Raw genomic sequence first — 17,161 nt, 5'->3', positions numbered from 1 at the left:
TTCGCGTGATGACCGGTGCCGATGCAAGCCCCTGCCGGTCCGGCATGAGTTGATGCCCTGCTGGCATCAGCACGCCGGGCCGGTGGCGCTGTACGCTGCCGGCTCGCCTTGTCCCCCTTCCCCGGAGCTGTACCGATGAAACACCTTGGCCTCGTCTTCGCCGTGCTGCTGGCCACCAGTGGCTGCGCAAGCCTGTCCTCGCAGGCGCCCAGCGCCTATGCCCTGGCCACCACCGCCGAACTGAAGGGGGATGCCGCACGCCCGTCCGCCGGCCACGGCTGGGTGCGCAGCGAGCTGTATTTCGGCGTGGGCGAGGAGCAGGGCGCCGGCAACCGCCCGCAGGCCGATACCATCAGCGAGGCGCAGTGGCGCACCTTCCTGGACAAGGAAGTCACTCCGCGCTTCCCGGATGGCCTGACCGTGTTCGATGCCTATGGCCAATGGCTGTTCCGCGGTGATGCCGCGCCCAACCGCCTGCGCACCAAGGTGCTGGTGGTGCTGCACGAGGACACCCAGCAGCGCCGCGCCGACATCGAAGCGATCCGCCTGGCGTGGAAGCAGCAGACCAAGCATCAATCGGTGCTGTGGTCGCGGCAGCCGGTCGAGGTATCGTTCTGAGTTGAAGGTGCCGCCGCGGTGTCGCAGGGAGCAATGATGAATTACAGGGAATGCGTGCTGGGCCTGGTGCTGGCGGGCGTGCTGGCACCGTCGGCGCAGGCAAGTGGCGACGACGGCGAAACGCTGCGTTTCCAGGTGGCCGCGCATGTGCAGGCGCATGCCGATCCGCAGCAGGACGGCAGCATCGCCGTGCAGCTGTCACCGTCGGGCAAGCGCCAGACGCTTGAGGGCGCGGCGGATGCCGATGGCAGTTCGCGATGGTCGCTCGAAGATGTCGATTTCGACGGCTACCCGGAACTGGTCGCACGCGCCTCGGTGGGCATGGTCAACGAAGCGGTGACGGTGTACCGGTTCGATCCGGCCAGTGCGGGGTTCCGCGCGCTGCAGGCCGACACCCACGGCAAGGACAGTTGCGGTGACCTGATGGGGTTGAGCGTGGATGCTGCCACTCGAACCCTGACCAGCAGCTGCCGCAGTGGCCCGATGTGGTACACCGACCAGTACCGGTTTGCAGGCGCGAAGCTCCATCTGTACCGCTCTGAGAGCGTGCTGATGCTGGGCGATACCTTGAACGCCGCGCTGCAGTGGGAACAGACCGACGAGCAGGGCCCGTTGGCGGTCTGGCGCACGTATGATCCGGCCGGCCGTGTGCTGGAAAGTGCCATCGCCGATGGCCTGGGCGCACCGCCGGACGGGCCGTTGCGTGGTCAGCAGGCCACCGTGGTAACCGCGCGCCTGTTCCTGTTCGACCGACCCGGCGCGTCCAGCACCAAGCGTTACCTGGTGCGGGGCGACCGCGTGGAACTGCTGGATGAACAGGACGGCTGGGTGAAGCTGCGCTACCGCAACCCGAAGCAGGGCGCGGTGGAAGGCTGGATCAACGTCAACGATTGAAGAAAAAGGGGACGGAGGGAATCAAGTCGTTTGCGGCACATACGACTTAATTCCCTCCGTCCCTTTTTTGCAGAGGCATCACTTCATCGGGTCTAGCCTCGGATGTTCCCCCGTTCGAGGATGTATCCGATGAGCAAGCGCGTGGCCGAAATCGTGGTGGACGCCCTGCAGCAGGCCGGTGTCCGCCGTTGCTACGGCATCGTGGGCGATACGCTCAACCATGTGACCGATGCGATGCATGGCAGCGAGATCGCATGGGTGCATGTGCGGCATGAGGAAGTAGCAGCCTTTGCCGCAGGCGCCGATTCGCTGGTGAGCGGCGAACTGACCGCCTGCGCCGGCTCCTGCGGCCCCGGCAGCCTGCATTTCATCAATGGCGTGTTCGAGAGCAACCGCAACCGCGCGCCGATGGTGCTGATCGCCAGCCAGGTGGTGACCAGCGAGCTGGGCATGGAATTCCCACAGGAAGTGGACTTCAAGGCGGTGTACGCCAGTTGTTCGGTGTTCTGCGAGCAGGTGCACAGCGCCGAGCAGGCGCGTCGCGTGGTCACCCTGGCCTGCCAGGCCGCGATCAGCCGCCGTGGCGTGGCGGTGGTGATCCTGCCCGCCGATATCAGCCAGGCCGAAGTGAAGCACGATGTGCCGTTCTCGGTGCATTACACCCAGCCGGTGCTGCGCCCGTCGGATGCTGAGCTGCAGCGCATCGCCGAGTTGCTGGGGCAGGGCAAGCGCATCGGCATCTACGCCGGCGCCGGTTGCCAGGGTGCGCACGCACAGCTGCTGGAACTGGCCCGGCGCCTGCAGGCACCGATCGCGCACACCTCGCGCGCCAAGGATTTCGTTGAGCCGGACAACCCGTACAACATGGGCATGACCGGCATCTTCGGCATCGAATCCGGCTTCCACACGCTGATGGAGTGCGACACGCTGCTGCTGCTCGGCGCCGACTTCGCCTGGGGCCAGTTCTACCCGGACAAGGCCACGATCATCCAGGTCGACCGCGATGGCAGCCATCTCGGCCGCCGCCATCCGGTGAACCTCGGCGTGGTCGGTGACATTGCACCGACGCTGGATGCCTTGCTGCCGATGTTGCCGCCGCGCGAGGACGGCAGTTTCCTGGACGAATGTATCGAACGTCGCGACAAGGCGCTGAAGAAGCGCGAGCAGGAAGAACAGCCGGGCGAGGGCGAGCTTATCCACCCGCAGCATCTGACCGCGCTGCTGTCGAAGTACGCCAGCGACGATGCGCTGTTCACCGCTGACGGCGGCTCGCCGATGGTCTGGGTGCTGCGGCATATCCGCGTCAACGGTCGCCGCCGCACGCTGACCAGCCTGCTGCACGGCACGATGGCCAATGCAATGCCGCAGGCACTGGGCCTGCAGAAGGCGTTCCCCGGCCGGCAGGTGATTTCGCTGTCCGGCGATGGCGGCCTGGCGATGCTGCTGGGCGACCTGCTGACGGCCGTGCAGGAGAACCTGCCGATCAAGGTGGTGGTGTTCAACAATGGCTCGCTGAACTTCGTCGAGCTGGAGCAGAAGGTGGAAGGCCTGCTGGACAACTACACCGACCTGAAGAACCCGGATTTTGGCCGCCTTGCCGAAGTGATCGGTTTCCACGGCCGCACGGTGACGCGCAGCGAGGATCTGGAAGAAGCGGTGCAGGATTTCCTGTCGCAGCGTGGCCCGGCGCTGCTGGACGTGCATACCAGTCGCGCCGAGCTGGTGATGCCGCCGCAGATCGAGGCCAAGCAGGTGGCCGGTACCGCGCTGTATGCAGCCAAGGCGGTGTTGAACGGCCGCTTCGACGACGTGAAGCATCTGCTGGTGGACAACTTCCTGAAGAAGTAACGGGGTGGGTTTGATGCAGGGCTGCGCCCTGCACCCGCTACGAGCCGGAGCCAGAGCAGAAGCGGGTTTCCTGAGGGATGGCGGGGTGGGTCCGGTTGCGGGGGACGCCGTAAACCCGTCCCTGGGGGCTTGGCCGCGGCATCCATGCCGCGGACACCCCCGCAACCGGACCCACCCCACCTTCGACAGTTTCCTGCGATCTGTCGGTAGATCCACGCCCTGCGTGGATAGCGTGGAAATGATCGAATTGTTCGTGTAGAGCCGAGCCATGCTCGGCTCAGAGCGAAGCGACCCGCTTTTGCTTTTGATCCTTTGATTCCTTTCCGTGGCTCGCACGCGCAAGGAATTATCAGGGGCCGGTCGGGATGGGCTGCGCAGGACCGTTGGCGCCATGGATGGCGCCATCGAGCCCCCAGGGATGGGTTTACGGCGTGTCCTGCGCAGCCCATCCCGACCGGCCCACTCCGATAAAGCTGCTTTTGACGACCCCCCCCAGCCACGAGGGGCTCCGCCGTTGGCTGGAACCCATCATTCCACGACGGAATTGGCGCGCTGGCCCCGCTGGGCCTACCATCGGCGGTCCCCACCCCCACCGCCCCTTCCATGTCCGCTCCCGCTTCCGCCGCACCGCGTCGCTGGTTCGTCGCCGGCGACTTCAACGGCTTCTTCGGCCTGGTCGTCGACAACCTCTCCATCCTCGGCTTCATCGCCATGGCCCTGGTCGGGATCTTCCAGTTCCCTGCCGACGTGGTGTTCGGCCGCATGTTCCCCGGCACCGCCTTCGGCGTGCTGGTCGGCAACCTGCTGTACACCCTGATGGCGCGCCGGCTGGCCGCGCGTACCGGCCGCGACGGTGTCACGGCCATGCCGCTCGGTCTGGATGCACCGACCAGCATCGGCATGGCGCTGCTGGTGCTCGGCCCGGCCTTCATCGCGTTCAAGCAGCAGGGCATGGACCCGCACGCTGCGGGCATCGCCACCTGGCAGCTGGGCATGGCCGCGCTGGTCATCATGGGCGTGCTCAAGTTCGTGCTGTCGTTCTTCGGCGAAGCGGTCACCCGCGCGCTGCCGCGAGCCGCGCTGCTGGGTTCCATCGCCGGCATCGCGCTGGTGCTGATGGGCCTGCTGCCGCTGCTGGAAACGCTGCGCTCGCCGCTGGTCGGCTTCACCACGCTCGGTTTGCTGCTGTACGTGCTGATCGCCAAGGGCAAGCTGCCGGTGCGTGGCCCGGGCGTGCTGCTGGCCTTCGTGTTCGGCACCGTGCTGTATTACGGCCTCGGCCTGGCCGGGCTGGGCGCACCCGGCTTCCATGTACCGGAGTGGGTGCCGCCGCAGGTGGTGCTGCCGCTGCCGACACTGGGCTTCCTCGACGGCCTGCCCACCGCGATGACCTACCTGCCGCTGCTGCTGCCGTTCGGCCTGCTGATGGTGGTCGGCGGCATCAACGTGTCTGAAAGCGCGCGCGCAGCCGGCGACGACTACCGCACCCGCGACATCCTGCTGGTGGAAGCGGTGGCCACGCTGGTGGCCGGCGTCTGCGGTGGCGTGGCGCAGACCACGCCGTACATCGGCCAGCCGGCGTACAAGCACATGGGTGCGCGCAGCGGCTACACGCTGCTGACCGGCCTGTTCGTCGGCATCGGCGGCATGCTCGGCATCATCTCCGGGCTGGTGCAGTGGCTGCCGCTGGCGGTGCTGGCACCGATCATCGTGTACGTGGCCATCGATATCACCACCCAGGCCTTCCAGGCCACGCCGCGTCACCACACCGGTGCGATGGTGTTCGGCTTCCTGCCGTCGGTGGCCTACCTGCTGGCGATCAAGGCACCCGGCTGGATCGCGCCGGACCAGCTGCCGCAGCTGCTGACCAAGCTCGACGGCCATGGCCTGCCCGAGCTGGCGGTGATCTTCACCCTCGGCAACGGCTTCATCATCACCTCGATGCTGTGGATTTCGGCGGTGGCGGCGATGGTCGATGGCCGCCTGCGCCGTGCCTGCGGCTTCCTGCTGGTGGCTGCGGTGCTGACCCTGTTCGGCCTGATCCACTCGGTGGATCCGCGTGGTGGCATCTATCTCCCGTGGGAGCTGGACGGCCTGGCGCGCATCATCAGCTGGCAGTTCGCTGGTGCCTACGTGGCACTGGCGTTGCTGCTGGGGTTGCTTTCGCTGCAGAAGCAGCCGGTGCAGCCGCTGGGTGAAAACAACTGACCCAACGGTAGTGCCGGCCGCTGGCCGGCATCCTCATGGGCTTCGGTCGGATCGTGCAGCTGCCGGCCAGCGGCCGGCACTACCGTTCGGCGTCCAGTTCCGGGTAGTGGCGGAAGATACCGTTGGTGTTGAACGGCAACCGCCGCTCCGAGGCCAGATAGGCGGCGATGTTCGGCCGCTTTGCCACCCGCTCCTGCAGCGCGCGCAGCAGGGGCAGGGTCGGCGCCAGTGCCTGCATCCGGCGCGGGAACATGTAGTCCAGTCCGCTCAGCAGCTGGAACAGCGACAGATCAACATAGGAATGCTCACGCAGTGCGTGGCGGCCACCATTGGCGGCCAGCACCTGCTCGAAGTAGCCGAGGAACTTCGGCAGCCGTTCGCCACGCAGGGAGGCGGCCCGTGCCTTGGCTTCGGTCTTCTGCTCTTCGTAGTACTTCGATGCGGCGATCGGATGGTGGGTGTCGTGCACCTCGGCTACCAGATCAGCGATGGTCAGCTGCAAGTGCAGCGCCTGCACCCGCCGCGAGGCCGCCTGCGGCACCAGGTCCAGCGGCGGGCCGAGAAAATCCAGGATCGCGGCGACCTGTGCAATGACCTGGCGGCCCGCCTTCAGGAACGGCGGCGCGAAGGGCTGCGCACCTTCACTGCTGCCATCGAGAAACGGCTGCATCACCGTATCGCCGTGCACCCGCGCCATGTCGATGTAATCGACACCGGCATCCTCCAGCGCAAGCCGCACGAACTCGCCACGGCCCTGGATGCCGGTCCAGTAATACAGCGCGTACTGCATGGCAGTGCCTCCACAGAACAAGGCTCACAGCCTCGCGCGCTGCATGCAAAGCAAGTGTGAGCACGGCCTTGCTGCAGGCCTCAACCCGAACGGCAGCGGAACAGGCGGGGAACCGGCTGCACTCGGTGGGGTCACACCTTCACCATGCGTGTGAAACGAGGTGCTGCATCATGCAGAGTGGAAAGGCGGTATGGCCCTGGGTGTTGGGCGTGGTGGTAATCGGTGGCGCGGGAGGTTGGCTGTTCCGCGATCAGCTGAAGCGCCTGGCAGACGGTGTTTCGGTGCCGGTGCAATCAACCCCCGCCAGTACCGGCGCGCCGCCACAACCGCAGTCGGCCGCAGAACCCGCGCCAGCACCGCCGCCGATCAGGCATCCGCTGGATACCGAGGCCGCGGCCGATCCGGCGCTGCCGAAGCTGGCTGACAGCGATACGGCCGCCTGGGGTGCATTGACCCAGTTGTTCCAGGGCGAGGGGCCACTGACCCTGCTGCTGCGCGATCATCTGATCCAGCGCCTGGTCACCCAGGTCGACAACCTGGACAAGCCCAGCGTGCCGCCGACTGCGCTGGCCGCGCGGCCGCTGCCGGGCAACCTGCAGGTCGAGCCGGGCGAGGGTGGCGAACGCATCGCCGCCAGCAACGCGGCGCGCTATGCACCCTACGTGCAGGCCTTCACCGCGCTGGACCCGGCGGCAACGGCTACCGCCTACAAGCGCTTCTATCCGCTGATCCAGCAGGCCTATGTGGACCTGGGCCGGCCCGACGGGTACTTCAACGACCGCCTGGTCGCGGTGATCGACCACCTGCTGGACACCCCGGAACTGGCCCAGTCCCCAGTGGTACAGCGCGATGAACGCGGCCGCTACCGCTTTGTCGATCCCACCCTGCAGTCGCGCTCGATCGGGCAGAAGGCGCTGCTGCGGATGGATGCCGCCCAGGCGCGGGCGGTCAAGCAGCAGCTGCGGGCGATCCGCAGCGCGATCACCCGCTGAGCCCGTTCACTGCGTGGAACTGATCGGGATCAACACGCCGACCACACCGGTTCCGGCATGCTGGCCGAAGCCTGACTGGCCTCGAGGTGCAGTCGCAGCCACCCTTGAAACCGGGTGGGGCAACCGCATCTTTCCAGCATCGCCGGCGCGGGCCGGCCCTGATGACCGATGAGGATTCGCAATGCGGATGGACAAGCTCACCTCGCGTTTCCAGCAGGCGCTGGCAGACGCACAGTCGCTGGCCGTGGGCCGCGACAACAGCATCATCGAACCGGTTCACCTGTTCAGCGCGCTGCTGGACCAGCAGGGCGGCAGCACGCGTCCGCTGCTGGCCCAGGCCGGGGTGAACGTGCCGGTACTGCGCGAGCGCCTGACCGAGGCGCTGGATGCGCTGCCGAAGGTGTCCGGCCAGGCCGGCAACGTCTCGATGGGCAACGACCTGGGGCGCCTGCTGAACCAGACCGACAAGCTGGCCCAGCAGCACGGGGATGCCTTCATTGCCAGCGAGTGGTTCGTGCTGGCGGCGCTGGACGACGGCGGCACGCTGGGCATGGCGCTGCGCGCCGCCGGTGCCGACAAGACGCGCCTGCAGGCGGCCATCGACAAGCTGCGCGGCGGCGAGAACGTGCAGTCGGAGAATGCCGAGGAACAGCGCCAGGCGCTGGAGAAATACACCATCGACCTGACCGCGCGTGCCGAGAGCGGCAAGCTCGACCCGGTGATCGGCCGAGACGAGGAGATCCGCCGCACCATCCAGGTGCTGCAGCGCCGGACCAAGAACAACCCGGTGCTGATCGGCGAACCCGGCGTGGGCAAGACCGCGATCGTGGAAGGACTGGCCCAGCGCATCATCAACGACGAAGTGCCCGAAGGCCTGCGCGGCAAGCGCGTGCTGTCGCTGGACATGGGCGCGCTGATTGCCGGGGCCAAGTTCCGCGGCGAATTCGAGGAGCGCCTGAAGGGCGTGCTCAACGACCTGGCCAAGAATGAGGGCCAGATCATCCTGTTCATCGACGAGCTGCACACCATGGTCGGCGCCGGCAAGGCCGATGGCGCGATGGATGCCGGCAACATGCTGAAGCCAGCGCTGGCACGCGGCGAGCTGCACTGCATCGGCGCCACCACGCTGGACGAATACCGCAAGTACATCGAGAAGGATGCTGCGCTGGAGCGTCGCTTCCAGAAGGTGTTCGTGGGCGAGCCGTCGGTGGAGGACACCATCGCGATCCTGCGCGGCCTGAAGGAAAAGTACGCCGTGCACCACGGCGTGGAGATCACCGATCCGGCCATCGTGGCGGCTGCGACGTTGTCCAACCGCTACATCACCGACCGCCAGCTGCCGGACAAGGCCATTGACCTGATGGACGAAGCCGCCTCGCGACTGCGCATGGAGATCGACTCCAAGCCGGAAGAGCTGGACCGCCTTGAGCGCCGGGTGATCCAGCTGAAGATCCAGCGCGAGATGCTGAAGAAGGAGAAGGACGAAGCCTCGCGGCAGCGCCTGGCCGACCTGGAGAACGACATCGACGGGCTGGAGCGCGAGTTCTCCGACCTCAATGAAATCTGGAAGTCGGAGAAGGCCGCGCTGCAAGGCGCGACCAAGATCAAGGAACAGGTCGAGCAGGCCAAGCTGGAGCTGGAGGCCGCGCAGCGCCGCCAGGATTTCGCCAAGATGAGCGAGATCCAGTACGGGCTGCTGCCGCAGCTGGAAAAGCAGCTGGCCGCGGCCCAGGAGGCCGAGCACAAGGACTTCAAGCTGGTGCAGGACCGCGTGACCGACGAGGAGATCGCCGAGGTCGTATCGCGCTGGACCGGCATCCCGGTCAACAAGATGCTCGAAGGCGAGCGCGACAAGCTGTTGCGCATGGAAGAGGTGCTGCACAACCGCGTGGTCGGCCAGGAAGAAGCGATCAAGGTCGTCTCCGATGCCGTGCGCCGTTCGCGTGCGGGCCTGTCCGATCCGAATCGCCCGGCCGGCTCGTTCCTGTTCCTCGGCCCGACCGGCGTCGGCAAGACCGAGCTGTGCAAGTCGCTGGCCGAGTTCCTGTTCGACAGTGCCGACGCGATGATCCGCATCGACATGAGCGAATTCATGGAGAAGCACAGCGTGGCCCGCCTGATCGGCGCGCCTCCGGGTTACGTGGGCTACGAGGAAGGTGGCTACCTGACCGAGGCCGTGCGTCGCCGTCCGTACTCGCTGATCCTGCTGGACGAAGTGGAGAAGGCGCATCCGGATGTGTTCAACATCCTGCTGCAGGTGCTGGACGATGGCCGCCTGACCGATGGACAGGGCCGTACCGTGGACTTCCGCAACACCGTCATCGTGATGACCTCGAACCTGGGCTCGCACCAGATCCAGGACATGAGCGCCGACGACAGTCCGGAGGCCTACACGCAGATGAAGGCGGCGGTGATGGGCGTGGTACAGGCGCACTTCCGTCCGGAGTTCATCAACCGCCTGGACGACATCGTGGTGTTCCACCCGCTGGACAAGCAACAGATCAAGCAGATCGCGCGCATCCAGATGCGTGGGCTTGAAAAGCGGCTGGCCGAGCGCGGGTTGAAGCTGGCGGTCTCCGATGCGGCGTTCGACCTGCTCGGCAACGTCGGCTTCGATCCGGTCTATGGCGCACGCCCGTTGAAGCGTGCAATCCAGTCGCAGCTGGAGAATCCGCTGGCACAGCAGATCCTGTCGGGTGCTTTCGTCAACGGCGATACCATCGAAGTCGGAAACGACGGCGGCCGCCTGGTATTCGCCAAAGCGTGATTCACACGGGGCGCCGCCTGGCCGCAGCGCCCCGTTTCCTGCGGAGTATGCCGGGCCATGCCCGGCGCTCACTCAGAAGCGGTGCGTATAGCCGCTCATCAAGCCGAACTGGTTCGCCTTCTGCACGATCGGGCTGTCGGCGGCATCACCGAGCAGGCGCGTGCCTTCGGCCGAGATGTACCAGTTGCCGTTGCGGCCCACGCGGTGGCTCCACTTCAGACCGACACCGGCACTGACCAGGCCGGCCTTTGGCTTGTGCTCGGCAAAGCCGGTACGCGCCGCCTGTTCCGGGCTGACGCCGTACCAGGTCTGCATGTAGCCGCGGTTGCCGTAGTCGGTGGACACGCTGCCGCTGACCACGCCGCCGGCCAGGTCGAACAGCGGTATGCTCAGGTTCAGATGGATCTGCTGGGTGGCCAGGCCGTTCTCGGCCTTGTCCTCGTCCTTGCGGGTGAACTGCCAGGAGCCGCTCAGCACGGCTTCGCCCAGCGTATAACCAGCCGAGATGCCGACCAGGGGACGGGTATCGATATCACCCATGCCGCGCAGGAAGTCGGAACCGCCGAGCAGCGAGTCCTTTTCCTTGCGGATGCCGCTGGCGCCGACATACGCGCGCACGCGGGTGTGCTCGCCGATGGAGGTGCCCCAGCCAATGCCACTGGTGCCCAGAAACCATCCACCCGGCGAGGTGACATCAAAGGACAACGACGGTGTCGCACGATACTCCTCGCTGCCGCTGTAGCGCGGCGCCACGCCACCGCCGGCAGCGACCTCGAAGGTCCAGTGGTCATCCTTGGCGTGGGCGATCGGTGCGGCGAACAGCGGCAACAGGGCCAGGCAGAGCAGGGCGGGGGAACGGCGAAGCTGGGACATGGAAACTCTCGACAATGGGAGGAAGGCAGCACGCGCATCCGGCGAGTGCTGCAGGGTCGCTAGCGTGGCGATACGCCGGCGACCGATCCGTCCGCAGTTGTGCGGGAGTTGTAATCAACTGTAATCGCGCCCAGGGGCGTTCAGCTGGCAGCCAGCGGCCAGTGCATTTCCATGCGCGCGCCGCCCAACGTGGCGCGGCTGATGCGAAGTTCGCCGCCGTGGCGGACGGCAATGCGGCTGACGATGGCCAGGCCCAGGCCGAAGCCCCCGGTATCGCGGCTGCGGCTGTCATCCAGGCGGGTGAACGGGCGCATCACCTTCTCGCGATCGGCTTCGGCAATGCCGGGACCGTCGTCATCCACACGCAGGCAGGCGCGGCCGCTGACACCGACCAGCGAGACTTCCACCTGCGAACGCGCATGGCGCAGCGCATTGCCCACCAGATTGCTGAGTGCCAGCTGCAGCAGGCGTGGTTCGGCATCCACCCGCGGCAACGCACTGGGCTGCACGCGCAGTACCACCCCGGCACGTTCGGCATCGCGGCGCGCATCGGCCAGGCAGGCCTGCAGCCAGTCGTTGGCTTCGATGCGCTGCATCGGCTCGCCCTCGCTGGGATGCTCCAGCCGTTCGTAAGCCAGCAGTTCGCTGACCAGCCGGTTGAGTTCGGCCAGATCGCCGTGCAGGCCCCGCGCCAGCCGTTCGCGGCGTTCGCGGTCATCGCTGTCCTGCATCAGGTCCAGGCCGAAGGCCACGCGCGCGATCGGCGTGCGCAGCTCGTGCGAGATCGCATGGGTCAGGTCGCGCTGGCGCTGCACCAGTTCGGCCACGCGTGCCGCCATGCGGTTGGAGTGGTCGACGATGACCCGGATCTGCGAGCGTGGCGAGACCTGGGCACGTGCCTGCAGATCGCCCGAACCGATGCGGTCGGCATGCCGGCGCAGCGCTTCCAGGTCGCGCCAGAGCAGGCGCACCCACGCGTACAGGCTGGCGCCCACCAGCAGCAGGATGCTGAGGTAGGCGGCGATGGTCATGTACGTCGTCATCTGCACCGCGCCAGGCAGGCGCAGGTGCAGCCAGCGGCCATCGCTGCCCTCGATGGGCAGCAGGACCTGCTGGTATTGATCGCGCACGATGAAACCATCGGCCTTCACGGCCACCTGTTCCTGCGCGTCGAGTGCGGGAGGTTTGTCGAGCAGGGCCAGGGCGATGCCGTAGTGTGGCTGCCACTGCCGCAGGCGCTCACGCTGCTGGTCGGCATCCAGGCCGGCCAGGCCACTGCGCAGGGCGTACACCTGACCACGCACCTGCTGGACGAAGACGCGATCCTGCACGGGCGTGTAGATGCCGTCCAGGATGTGGTTGAGGAAGAACACCGACACCAGGAAGCAGGCACCCGTGATAAACCACAACCACAGGAACAGCCGCTTCATGCCGTCCAGGCCGACGGATTGAACTGGTAGCCACGGCCCCACACGGTCTTGATCCGCCGCGGTTCGCGCGCATCATCACCGAGCTTGCGGCGCAGCTTGCCGATGCTGACATCGACACTGCGGTCCAGGCCGTCAAAGCCGATGCCGCGCACCGCCTGCAGGATCTGGTCGCGCGACAGGATCTGCCCCGGCTGGCTGGCCAGCAGCCACAGGATCTCGAATTCCGTGGTGCCCAGCTCGACCGGTTGACCGTGCAGGTGCACTTCGCGCTGCATGCGGTCGATCAGCAGTTCGCCATGCATCAGACGGCTGGGTGTACCGGTGTTGCTGCTGCCATGGCGGCGGCGCAGCAGGGCGCGCAGGCGGGCCAGCAGCAGGCGCGGCTCGATCGGTTTGTGCACATAGTCATCGGCGCCCGATTCCAGGCCCAGCACCTGCTCGATGTCGTCTTCGCAGGCGGTCAGCATCAGGATCGGCACGTCGGAGAAGCTGCGGATCTGCCGGCACACGTCGATGCCGCCGAGGCCGGGCAGCATCAGGTCCAGTACCACCAGCTCGGGCGCATGCTGGCGGCAGGCCGCGCCGGCAAGGTCACCGCGCGCCACATGCTGCACGGCGAAACCATGTTCGTGGAGATAGTCGCTGACCAGTTCGGCCAGGCGACGGTCGTCCTCCACCAACAAGACCTGGGTCGGGGTACCGTTGGCGGTGGGTGTCCAGGGGGATGGCTGCATGCGCGTGGGGCCTCCGTGCCCGGGCAGGAGCGCCCGGCGGCGAAGCCTATCAACGCCCCGTGACCGCTGCCTGAATCGCGGCCAACCTGATAACCCCCGGTATGGACGTCATCGCCAGCAGCTTTCAGCGGCGGGCGACGGCTGGCCTATGGTGGCGGTTTCCCCGGATGGAGCCTGGCGCAATGAGCGACCCGCAGTGGCAACTGGAAACCCTGGCCGTGCACGGCGGCTACCGTCCCGACCCGACTACCCGCGCGGTGGCGGTGCCGATCTACCAGACGGTGGCGTATGCCTTCGATGACACCCAGCACGGCGCCGACCTGTTCGACCTGAAGGTACCGGGCAATATCTATACGCGCATCATGAACCCCACCACCGACGTGCTGGAGCAGCGCCTGGCCGCGCTGGAAGGCGGCATCGGTGCGCTGGCGCTGGCCTCGGGGCAGGCCGCGATCACCTATGCCATCCAGACCATTGCAGAGGCTGGCGACAACATCGTCGCCTCCAGCGCGTTGTATGGCGGTAGCCTCAACCTGCTGGCGCACACCCTGCCGCAGTACGGCATCCAGGCGCGCTTTGCTGATCCGGCTGATCCTTCTGCGTTCGCCGCGCTGATCGACGAGCGCACCAAGGCGGTGTTCGTCGAATCGATCGGCAACCCGCGCGGCAACGTCACCGACATCGCTGCGATTGCGGAGGTCGCGCATGCCGCTGGCGTGCCGCTGATCGTCGACAACACCGTGGCCACGCCGTTCCTGCTGCGCCCATTCGAGCACGGCGCCGACATCGTGGTGCATTCGCTGACCAAGTACCTGGGCGGCCACGGCACCAGCCTCGGCGGCGCGATCATCGATTCCGGCCGCTTCGACTGGACCGCACAGCCCCAACGCTTCGCGCGGCTCAACCAGCCCGACCCCAGCTACCACGGCGTGGTCTATACCGAAGCCCTGGGGCCAGCGGCCTACATCGGCCGCGCGCGGGTGGTGCCGCTGCGCAATACCGGCGCTGCGTTGTCGCCGTTCAATGCGTTCCTGATCCTGCAGGGCATCGAGACCCTGGCCCTGCGCATGGAACGCATCAACGCCAACGCACTGGCCGTCGCGCAGTTCCTGAAGTCACACGCAAAGGTGGCGTGGGTGCGCTATGCCGGGCTGGCCGACGATCCCGAGCACGCCGCCGCGCAGCGCTATCTGGGTGGGCACGGCTCGGGCGTGCTGACCTTCGGCCTGCCGGGCGGGCGCGAGGCAGGCGCACGTTTCCTTGACGCGCTGAAATTGTTCACCCGCCTGGTCAACCTGGGCGATGCGAAGTCACTGGCCACCCATCCCGCCTCGACCACCCACCGCCAGTTGGATGCGGCGGAGCTGGCCAAGGCCGGCGTCAGTGAAGACACCGTGCGGCTGTCGATCGGCATTGAACATATCGGCGACCTGCGTGCCGACCTGGAACAGGCCCTGGCCGGCGCCTGATAGCCACACGCTTGGTCGTCATCGCCACAGGCGATCACCACCGGTGCCGCGATGCGCTACGGTGGAACTGCCTCTCCAAGGCGTGGCAACGTGGCGATCCAGATCCCCGGTCGATGCGGGTCGACCGGGGATTTTTCTGTTTCCGAGGTCAGATCCGTTTTCCTGTGGAAAATGGATCTGACCCCATGCACCGCCGTGTCGACCAAGGTCGACACCTACCAGAGCAGGACGCCGTTCCGGCAGATCGCAGGAATCTGTCGAAGGCGGGGTGGGTCCGGTGGCGGGAGTGTCCGCGGCATGGGCCCGAGGCATGCCTCGGGCGGGTTGGGCAGGACGCCCAACCCTGGTCTTGCCGTGTGTGCAAGGACTGCACACACGAGCAAGCCGCGGCCAAGCCCCCATGGAAGGGTTTACGGCGTCTCCCGCCACCGGACCCACCCCGCCATCCCACGGAATGCCTGCTTTTGCCGTTGCAGTTGAAGTTGCTTCAGCAGGTGCAGGGCTGCGAGCCCTGCCGCACGCACACCCCTCACACCACCGGAATACTGTGCTGGCCCAACCCGCGATACGGCGGCGTGGCCATCACCATCTCCGCCAGCGAATACGCCAGCTCACGTTCGGCCATTACCGTGCCATCCGCACCGTGTTCCAGCAGGTGCTTCACTTCCGCGTCGCTGTGCGCACGCGCCAGCAGGGTCAGATCCGGGTTGATCGCCCGCAGCTTGGCCAGTGCCTCACCGGCTTCCAGCGGCTGCGGAATCGCCAGCACCGCGATCTTCGCGCGTTCCGGATGGGCCTCGGCCAGCACCCGGTCGGCAGCGGCATTGCCGCGGATCGCCGCCAGGCCCTTGGCGTGCGCCTGCTCGACGTGTTCCTTGTTGTCATCGATCACCAGCACCGGCACGCCACGGTCGCGCAGCACCTGTGCCAGTTCGCTGCCGACCCGGCCATAGCCGATCACGATGGCGTGGTCATGCAGGTCGCGCGACGGGCCGATCGCTTCGGGCGGCTCGGGTACCTGCGGAGACTGCTCCTGCTTGGCCTGCCAACGGTCGAGCAGGCCGAACACCAGCGGGTTGAGCATGATCGACACCAGCGCACCGGCCAGCACCAGCGACTGGCCCTCCTTCGGCAGGATCTGCAGCGCCACGCCGAGGCCGGCGATGATGAAGGCGAACTCGCCGATCTGCGCCAGGCTGGCCGAGATGGTCAGCGCGGTGCTGGTCGGGTGGCCGAACGCACGCACGATGAAGAACGCGGCGGCTGACTTGCCGAACATGATGATCAGCACCGTGGCCAGCACCTGCCACGGGTGCTGCACGATGATGTTGGGGTCGAACAGCATGCCGACCGACACAAAGAACAACACCGCGAACGCATCGCGCAGCGGCAGCGAATCATGCGCGGCCTTGTGGCTCAGCTCCGATTCGTTGAGCAGCATGCCGGCAAAGAACGCGCCCAGCGCGAACGAGACGCCGAACAGCATCGCCGAGCCGAACGCCACGCCCAGCGCGATCGCCAGCACGGACAGGGTGAACAGCTCACGCGAACCGGTACCGGCGATGCGTTCCAGGATCCACGGGATGACCCGGCGCCCGACCACCAGCATCACCGCCACGAACAGGCCCAGCTGCACGAAGGTCCAGCCGATGTCGGCCAGCACGCTGCCCAGCGAGTGCGATTCCTTGGCCGCGTCGGGGCCGAACACGCCGGCCATCACCGGCATCATCACCAGTGCCAGCACGCAGGCCAGGTCTTCCACGATCAGCCAGCCGACCGCGATCTTGCCGCGCATCGTCTCCAGCAGGCGGCGTTCTTCCATCGCCCGCAGCAGCACCACGGTGCTGGCGGTAGCCAGCGAGAAACCGAAGATGACGCCATGGATGGCCGGCCAGCCCATCAGCGAGGCCACACCCCAGCCGAGCAGGGTGGCGACCGCGATCTGCCCGATGGCACCGGGAATGGCGATGGCCTTGACCGCCATCAGGTCCTTCAGCGAGAAGTGCAGGCCGACGCCGAACATCAGCAGCATCACGCCCAGCTCGGCCAGCTGGTTGGCCAGCGCCTGGTCGGCGACGAAGCCGGGGGTGAACGGACCTACGCAGATGCCAGCAACCAGGTAACCGACCAGGGGAGACAAGCGGAGCTTGTTGGCCAGCGCGCCGAAGATGAAGGCGAGCCCCAGGCCAACGGCAACGATGTTGATCAGGTCGGTGTCATGGTGCATCGGCACTCGCAGGAAATCGGGGGAATGCCCCGATTTTCACCGATGCGGCCAGATACGGCAAACCGGGCCAGCGTATCGGATCGTTGCGTGGGCGGAGCCATCAGTGGTCGGCGTCCGGCCTGGCGTGTGCGGGGCGGTCGAGGGTGGCGCTGTCGGGATCGGACCTGTTTGGGGTGGCCAGTGGCTCTGGACCGTGAACCGCAGCCAGGCCGACGCCACCCGAGAAAGGCACGGGAAGGGGATGGGTTCGATACGCGGCGGTGCCATCGCAGGACCCTTTGCCCCTGTGCGCCAAGGTTTTCAGTCGATGC

Annotated in this window: 12 protein-coding genes; 7 read left to right on the top strand and 5 right to left on the bottom strand. The window is 66.8% G+C overall.

Annotated features, from left to right (window positions below):
- Window positions 1-135: 135 nt before the first annotated feature.
- The 4 genes from AC5P9L_RS17585 to AC5P9L_RS17570 all read left to right on the top strand — a co-directional run bounded on the left by AC5P9L_RS17585 (window position 136) and on the right by AC5P9L_RS17570 (window position 5,568).
- Complete coding sequence (locus tag AC5P9L_RS17585; RefSeq protein ID WP_111188916.1) at window positions 136-618, top strand: DUF3574 domain-containing protein; 483 nt, start codon at window positions 136-138, stop codon at window positions 616-618.
- Between the two features lie 36 nt (window positions 619-654).
- Window positions 655-1,512, top strand: a complete 858-nt coding sequence (locus tag AC5P9L_RS17580; RefSeq protein ID WP_227415647.1) for an XAC2610-related protein — start codon at window positions 655-657, stop codon at window positions 1,510-1,512.
- 129 nt (window positions 1,513-1,641) lie between these two features.
- A complete protein-coding gene (locus AC5P9L_RS17575; RefSeq protein WP_180882626.1) occupies window positions 1,642-3,360 on the top strand; it encodes a thiamine pyrophosphate-dependent enzyme in 1,719 nt (572 codons plus the stop codon).
- Between the two features lie 603 nt (window positions 3,361-3,963).
- On the top strand, window positions 3,964-5,568 hold the full coding sequence (locus AC5P9L_RS17570; RefSeq protein WP_180882488.1) for a SulP family inorganic anion transporter: 1,605 nt from the start codon (window positions 3,964-3,966) through the stop codon (window positions 5,566-5,568).
- 79 nt (window positions 5,569-5,647) lie between these two features.
- Here the strand turns inward: AC5P9L_RS17570 and AC5P9L_RS17565 are convergent, their stop codons facing one another.
- Window positions 5,648-6,358, bottom strand: coding sequence for a glutathione S-transferase (locus AC5P9L_RS17565; RefSeq protein ID WP_033833006.1), 711 nt, complete (start codon window positions 6,356-6,358; stop codon window positions 5,648-5,650).
- Between the two features lie 170 nt (window positions 6,359-6,528).
- Between AC5P9L_RS17565 and AC5P9L_RS17560 the strand changes: the two genes are divergently transcribed.
- Both AC5P9L_RS17560 and clpB read left to right on the top strand, forming a co-directional pair.
- Window positions 6,529-7,350 (top strand): DUF3014 domain-containing protein, encoded by an 822-nt coding sequence (locus AC5P9L_RS17560; RefSeq protein ID WP_227415648.1) that lies wholly within the window; start codon window positions 6,529-6,531, stop codon window positions 7,348-7,350.
- A gap of 181 nt (window positions 7,351-7,531) precedes the next feature.
- Window positions 7,532-10,117: an ATP-dependent chaperone ClpB gene (clpB, locus tag AC5P9L_RS17555; RefSeq protein ID WP_012481080.1), complete on the top strand. Its 2,586-nt coding sequence runs from the start codon at window positions 7,532-7,534 to the stop codon at window positions 10,115-10,117.
- A gap of 72 nt (window positions 10,118-10,189) precedes the next feature.
- On the opposite strand, the gene AC5P9L_RS17550 is transcribed toward clpB, so the two are convergent.
- The 3 genes from AC5P9L_RS17550 to AC5P9L_RS17540 form a co-directional block, all read right to left on the bottom strand.
- The gene (locus tag AC5P9L_RS17550) at window positions 10,190-10,990 is read right to left on the bottom strand and encodes a MipA/OmpV family protein (RefSeq protein ID WP_099527680.1); all 801 of its coding nucleotides are present in this window, start codon (window positions 10,988-10,990) and stop codon (window positions 10,190-10,192) included.
- A gap of 140 nt (window positions 10,991-11,130) precedes the next feature.
- A complete protein-coding gene (locus AC5P9L_RS17545) occupies window positions 11,131-12,420 on the bottom strand; it encodes an ATP-binding protein (RefSeq protein WP_227415649.1) in 1,290 nt (429 codons plus the stop codon).
- Window positions 12,417-13,154 carry a winged helix-turn-helix domain-containing protein gene (locus tag AC5P9L_RS17540; protein WP_005414287.1) on the bottom strand — a complete coding sequence of 246 codons (738 nt, stop codon included), beginning with the start codon at window positions 13,152-13,154 and terminating at the stop codon, window positions 12,417-12,419. Before AC5P9L_RS17540 ends, AC5P9L_RS17545 begins: the two co-directional genes overlap by 4 nt.
- A gap of 182 nt (window positions 13,155-13,336) precedes the next feature.
- Between AC5P9L_RS17540 and AC5P9L_RS17535 the strand changes: the two genes are divergently transcribed.
- Window positions 13,337-14,623 (top strand): O-acetylhomoserine aminocarboxypropyltransferase/cysteine synthase family protein, encoded by a 1,287-nt coding sequence (locus AC5P9L_RS17535; RefSeq protein ID WP_005410771.1) that lies wholly within the window; start codon window positions 13,337-13,339, stop codon window positions 14,621-14,623.
- A gap of 529 nt (window positions 14,624-15,152) precedes the next feature.
- Here AC5P9L_RS17535 and ybaL read toward each other — a convergent pair.
- Complete coding sequence (gene ybaL, locus AC5P9L_RS17530; protein WP_495230679.1) at window positions 15,153-16,850, bottom strand: YbaL family putative K(+) efflux transporter; 1,698 nt, start codon at window positions 16,848-16,850, stop codon at window positions 15,153-15,155.
- Window positions 16,851-17,161: the final 311 nt, after the last annotated feature.

Source organism: Stenotrophomonas sp. YJH_SMC_64 (assembly GCF_059371375.1).
Note: the sequence above shows the minus strand (reverse complement) of the source record. Positions and strands in the feature narration are given on the sequence as shown.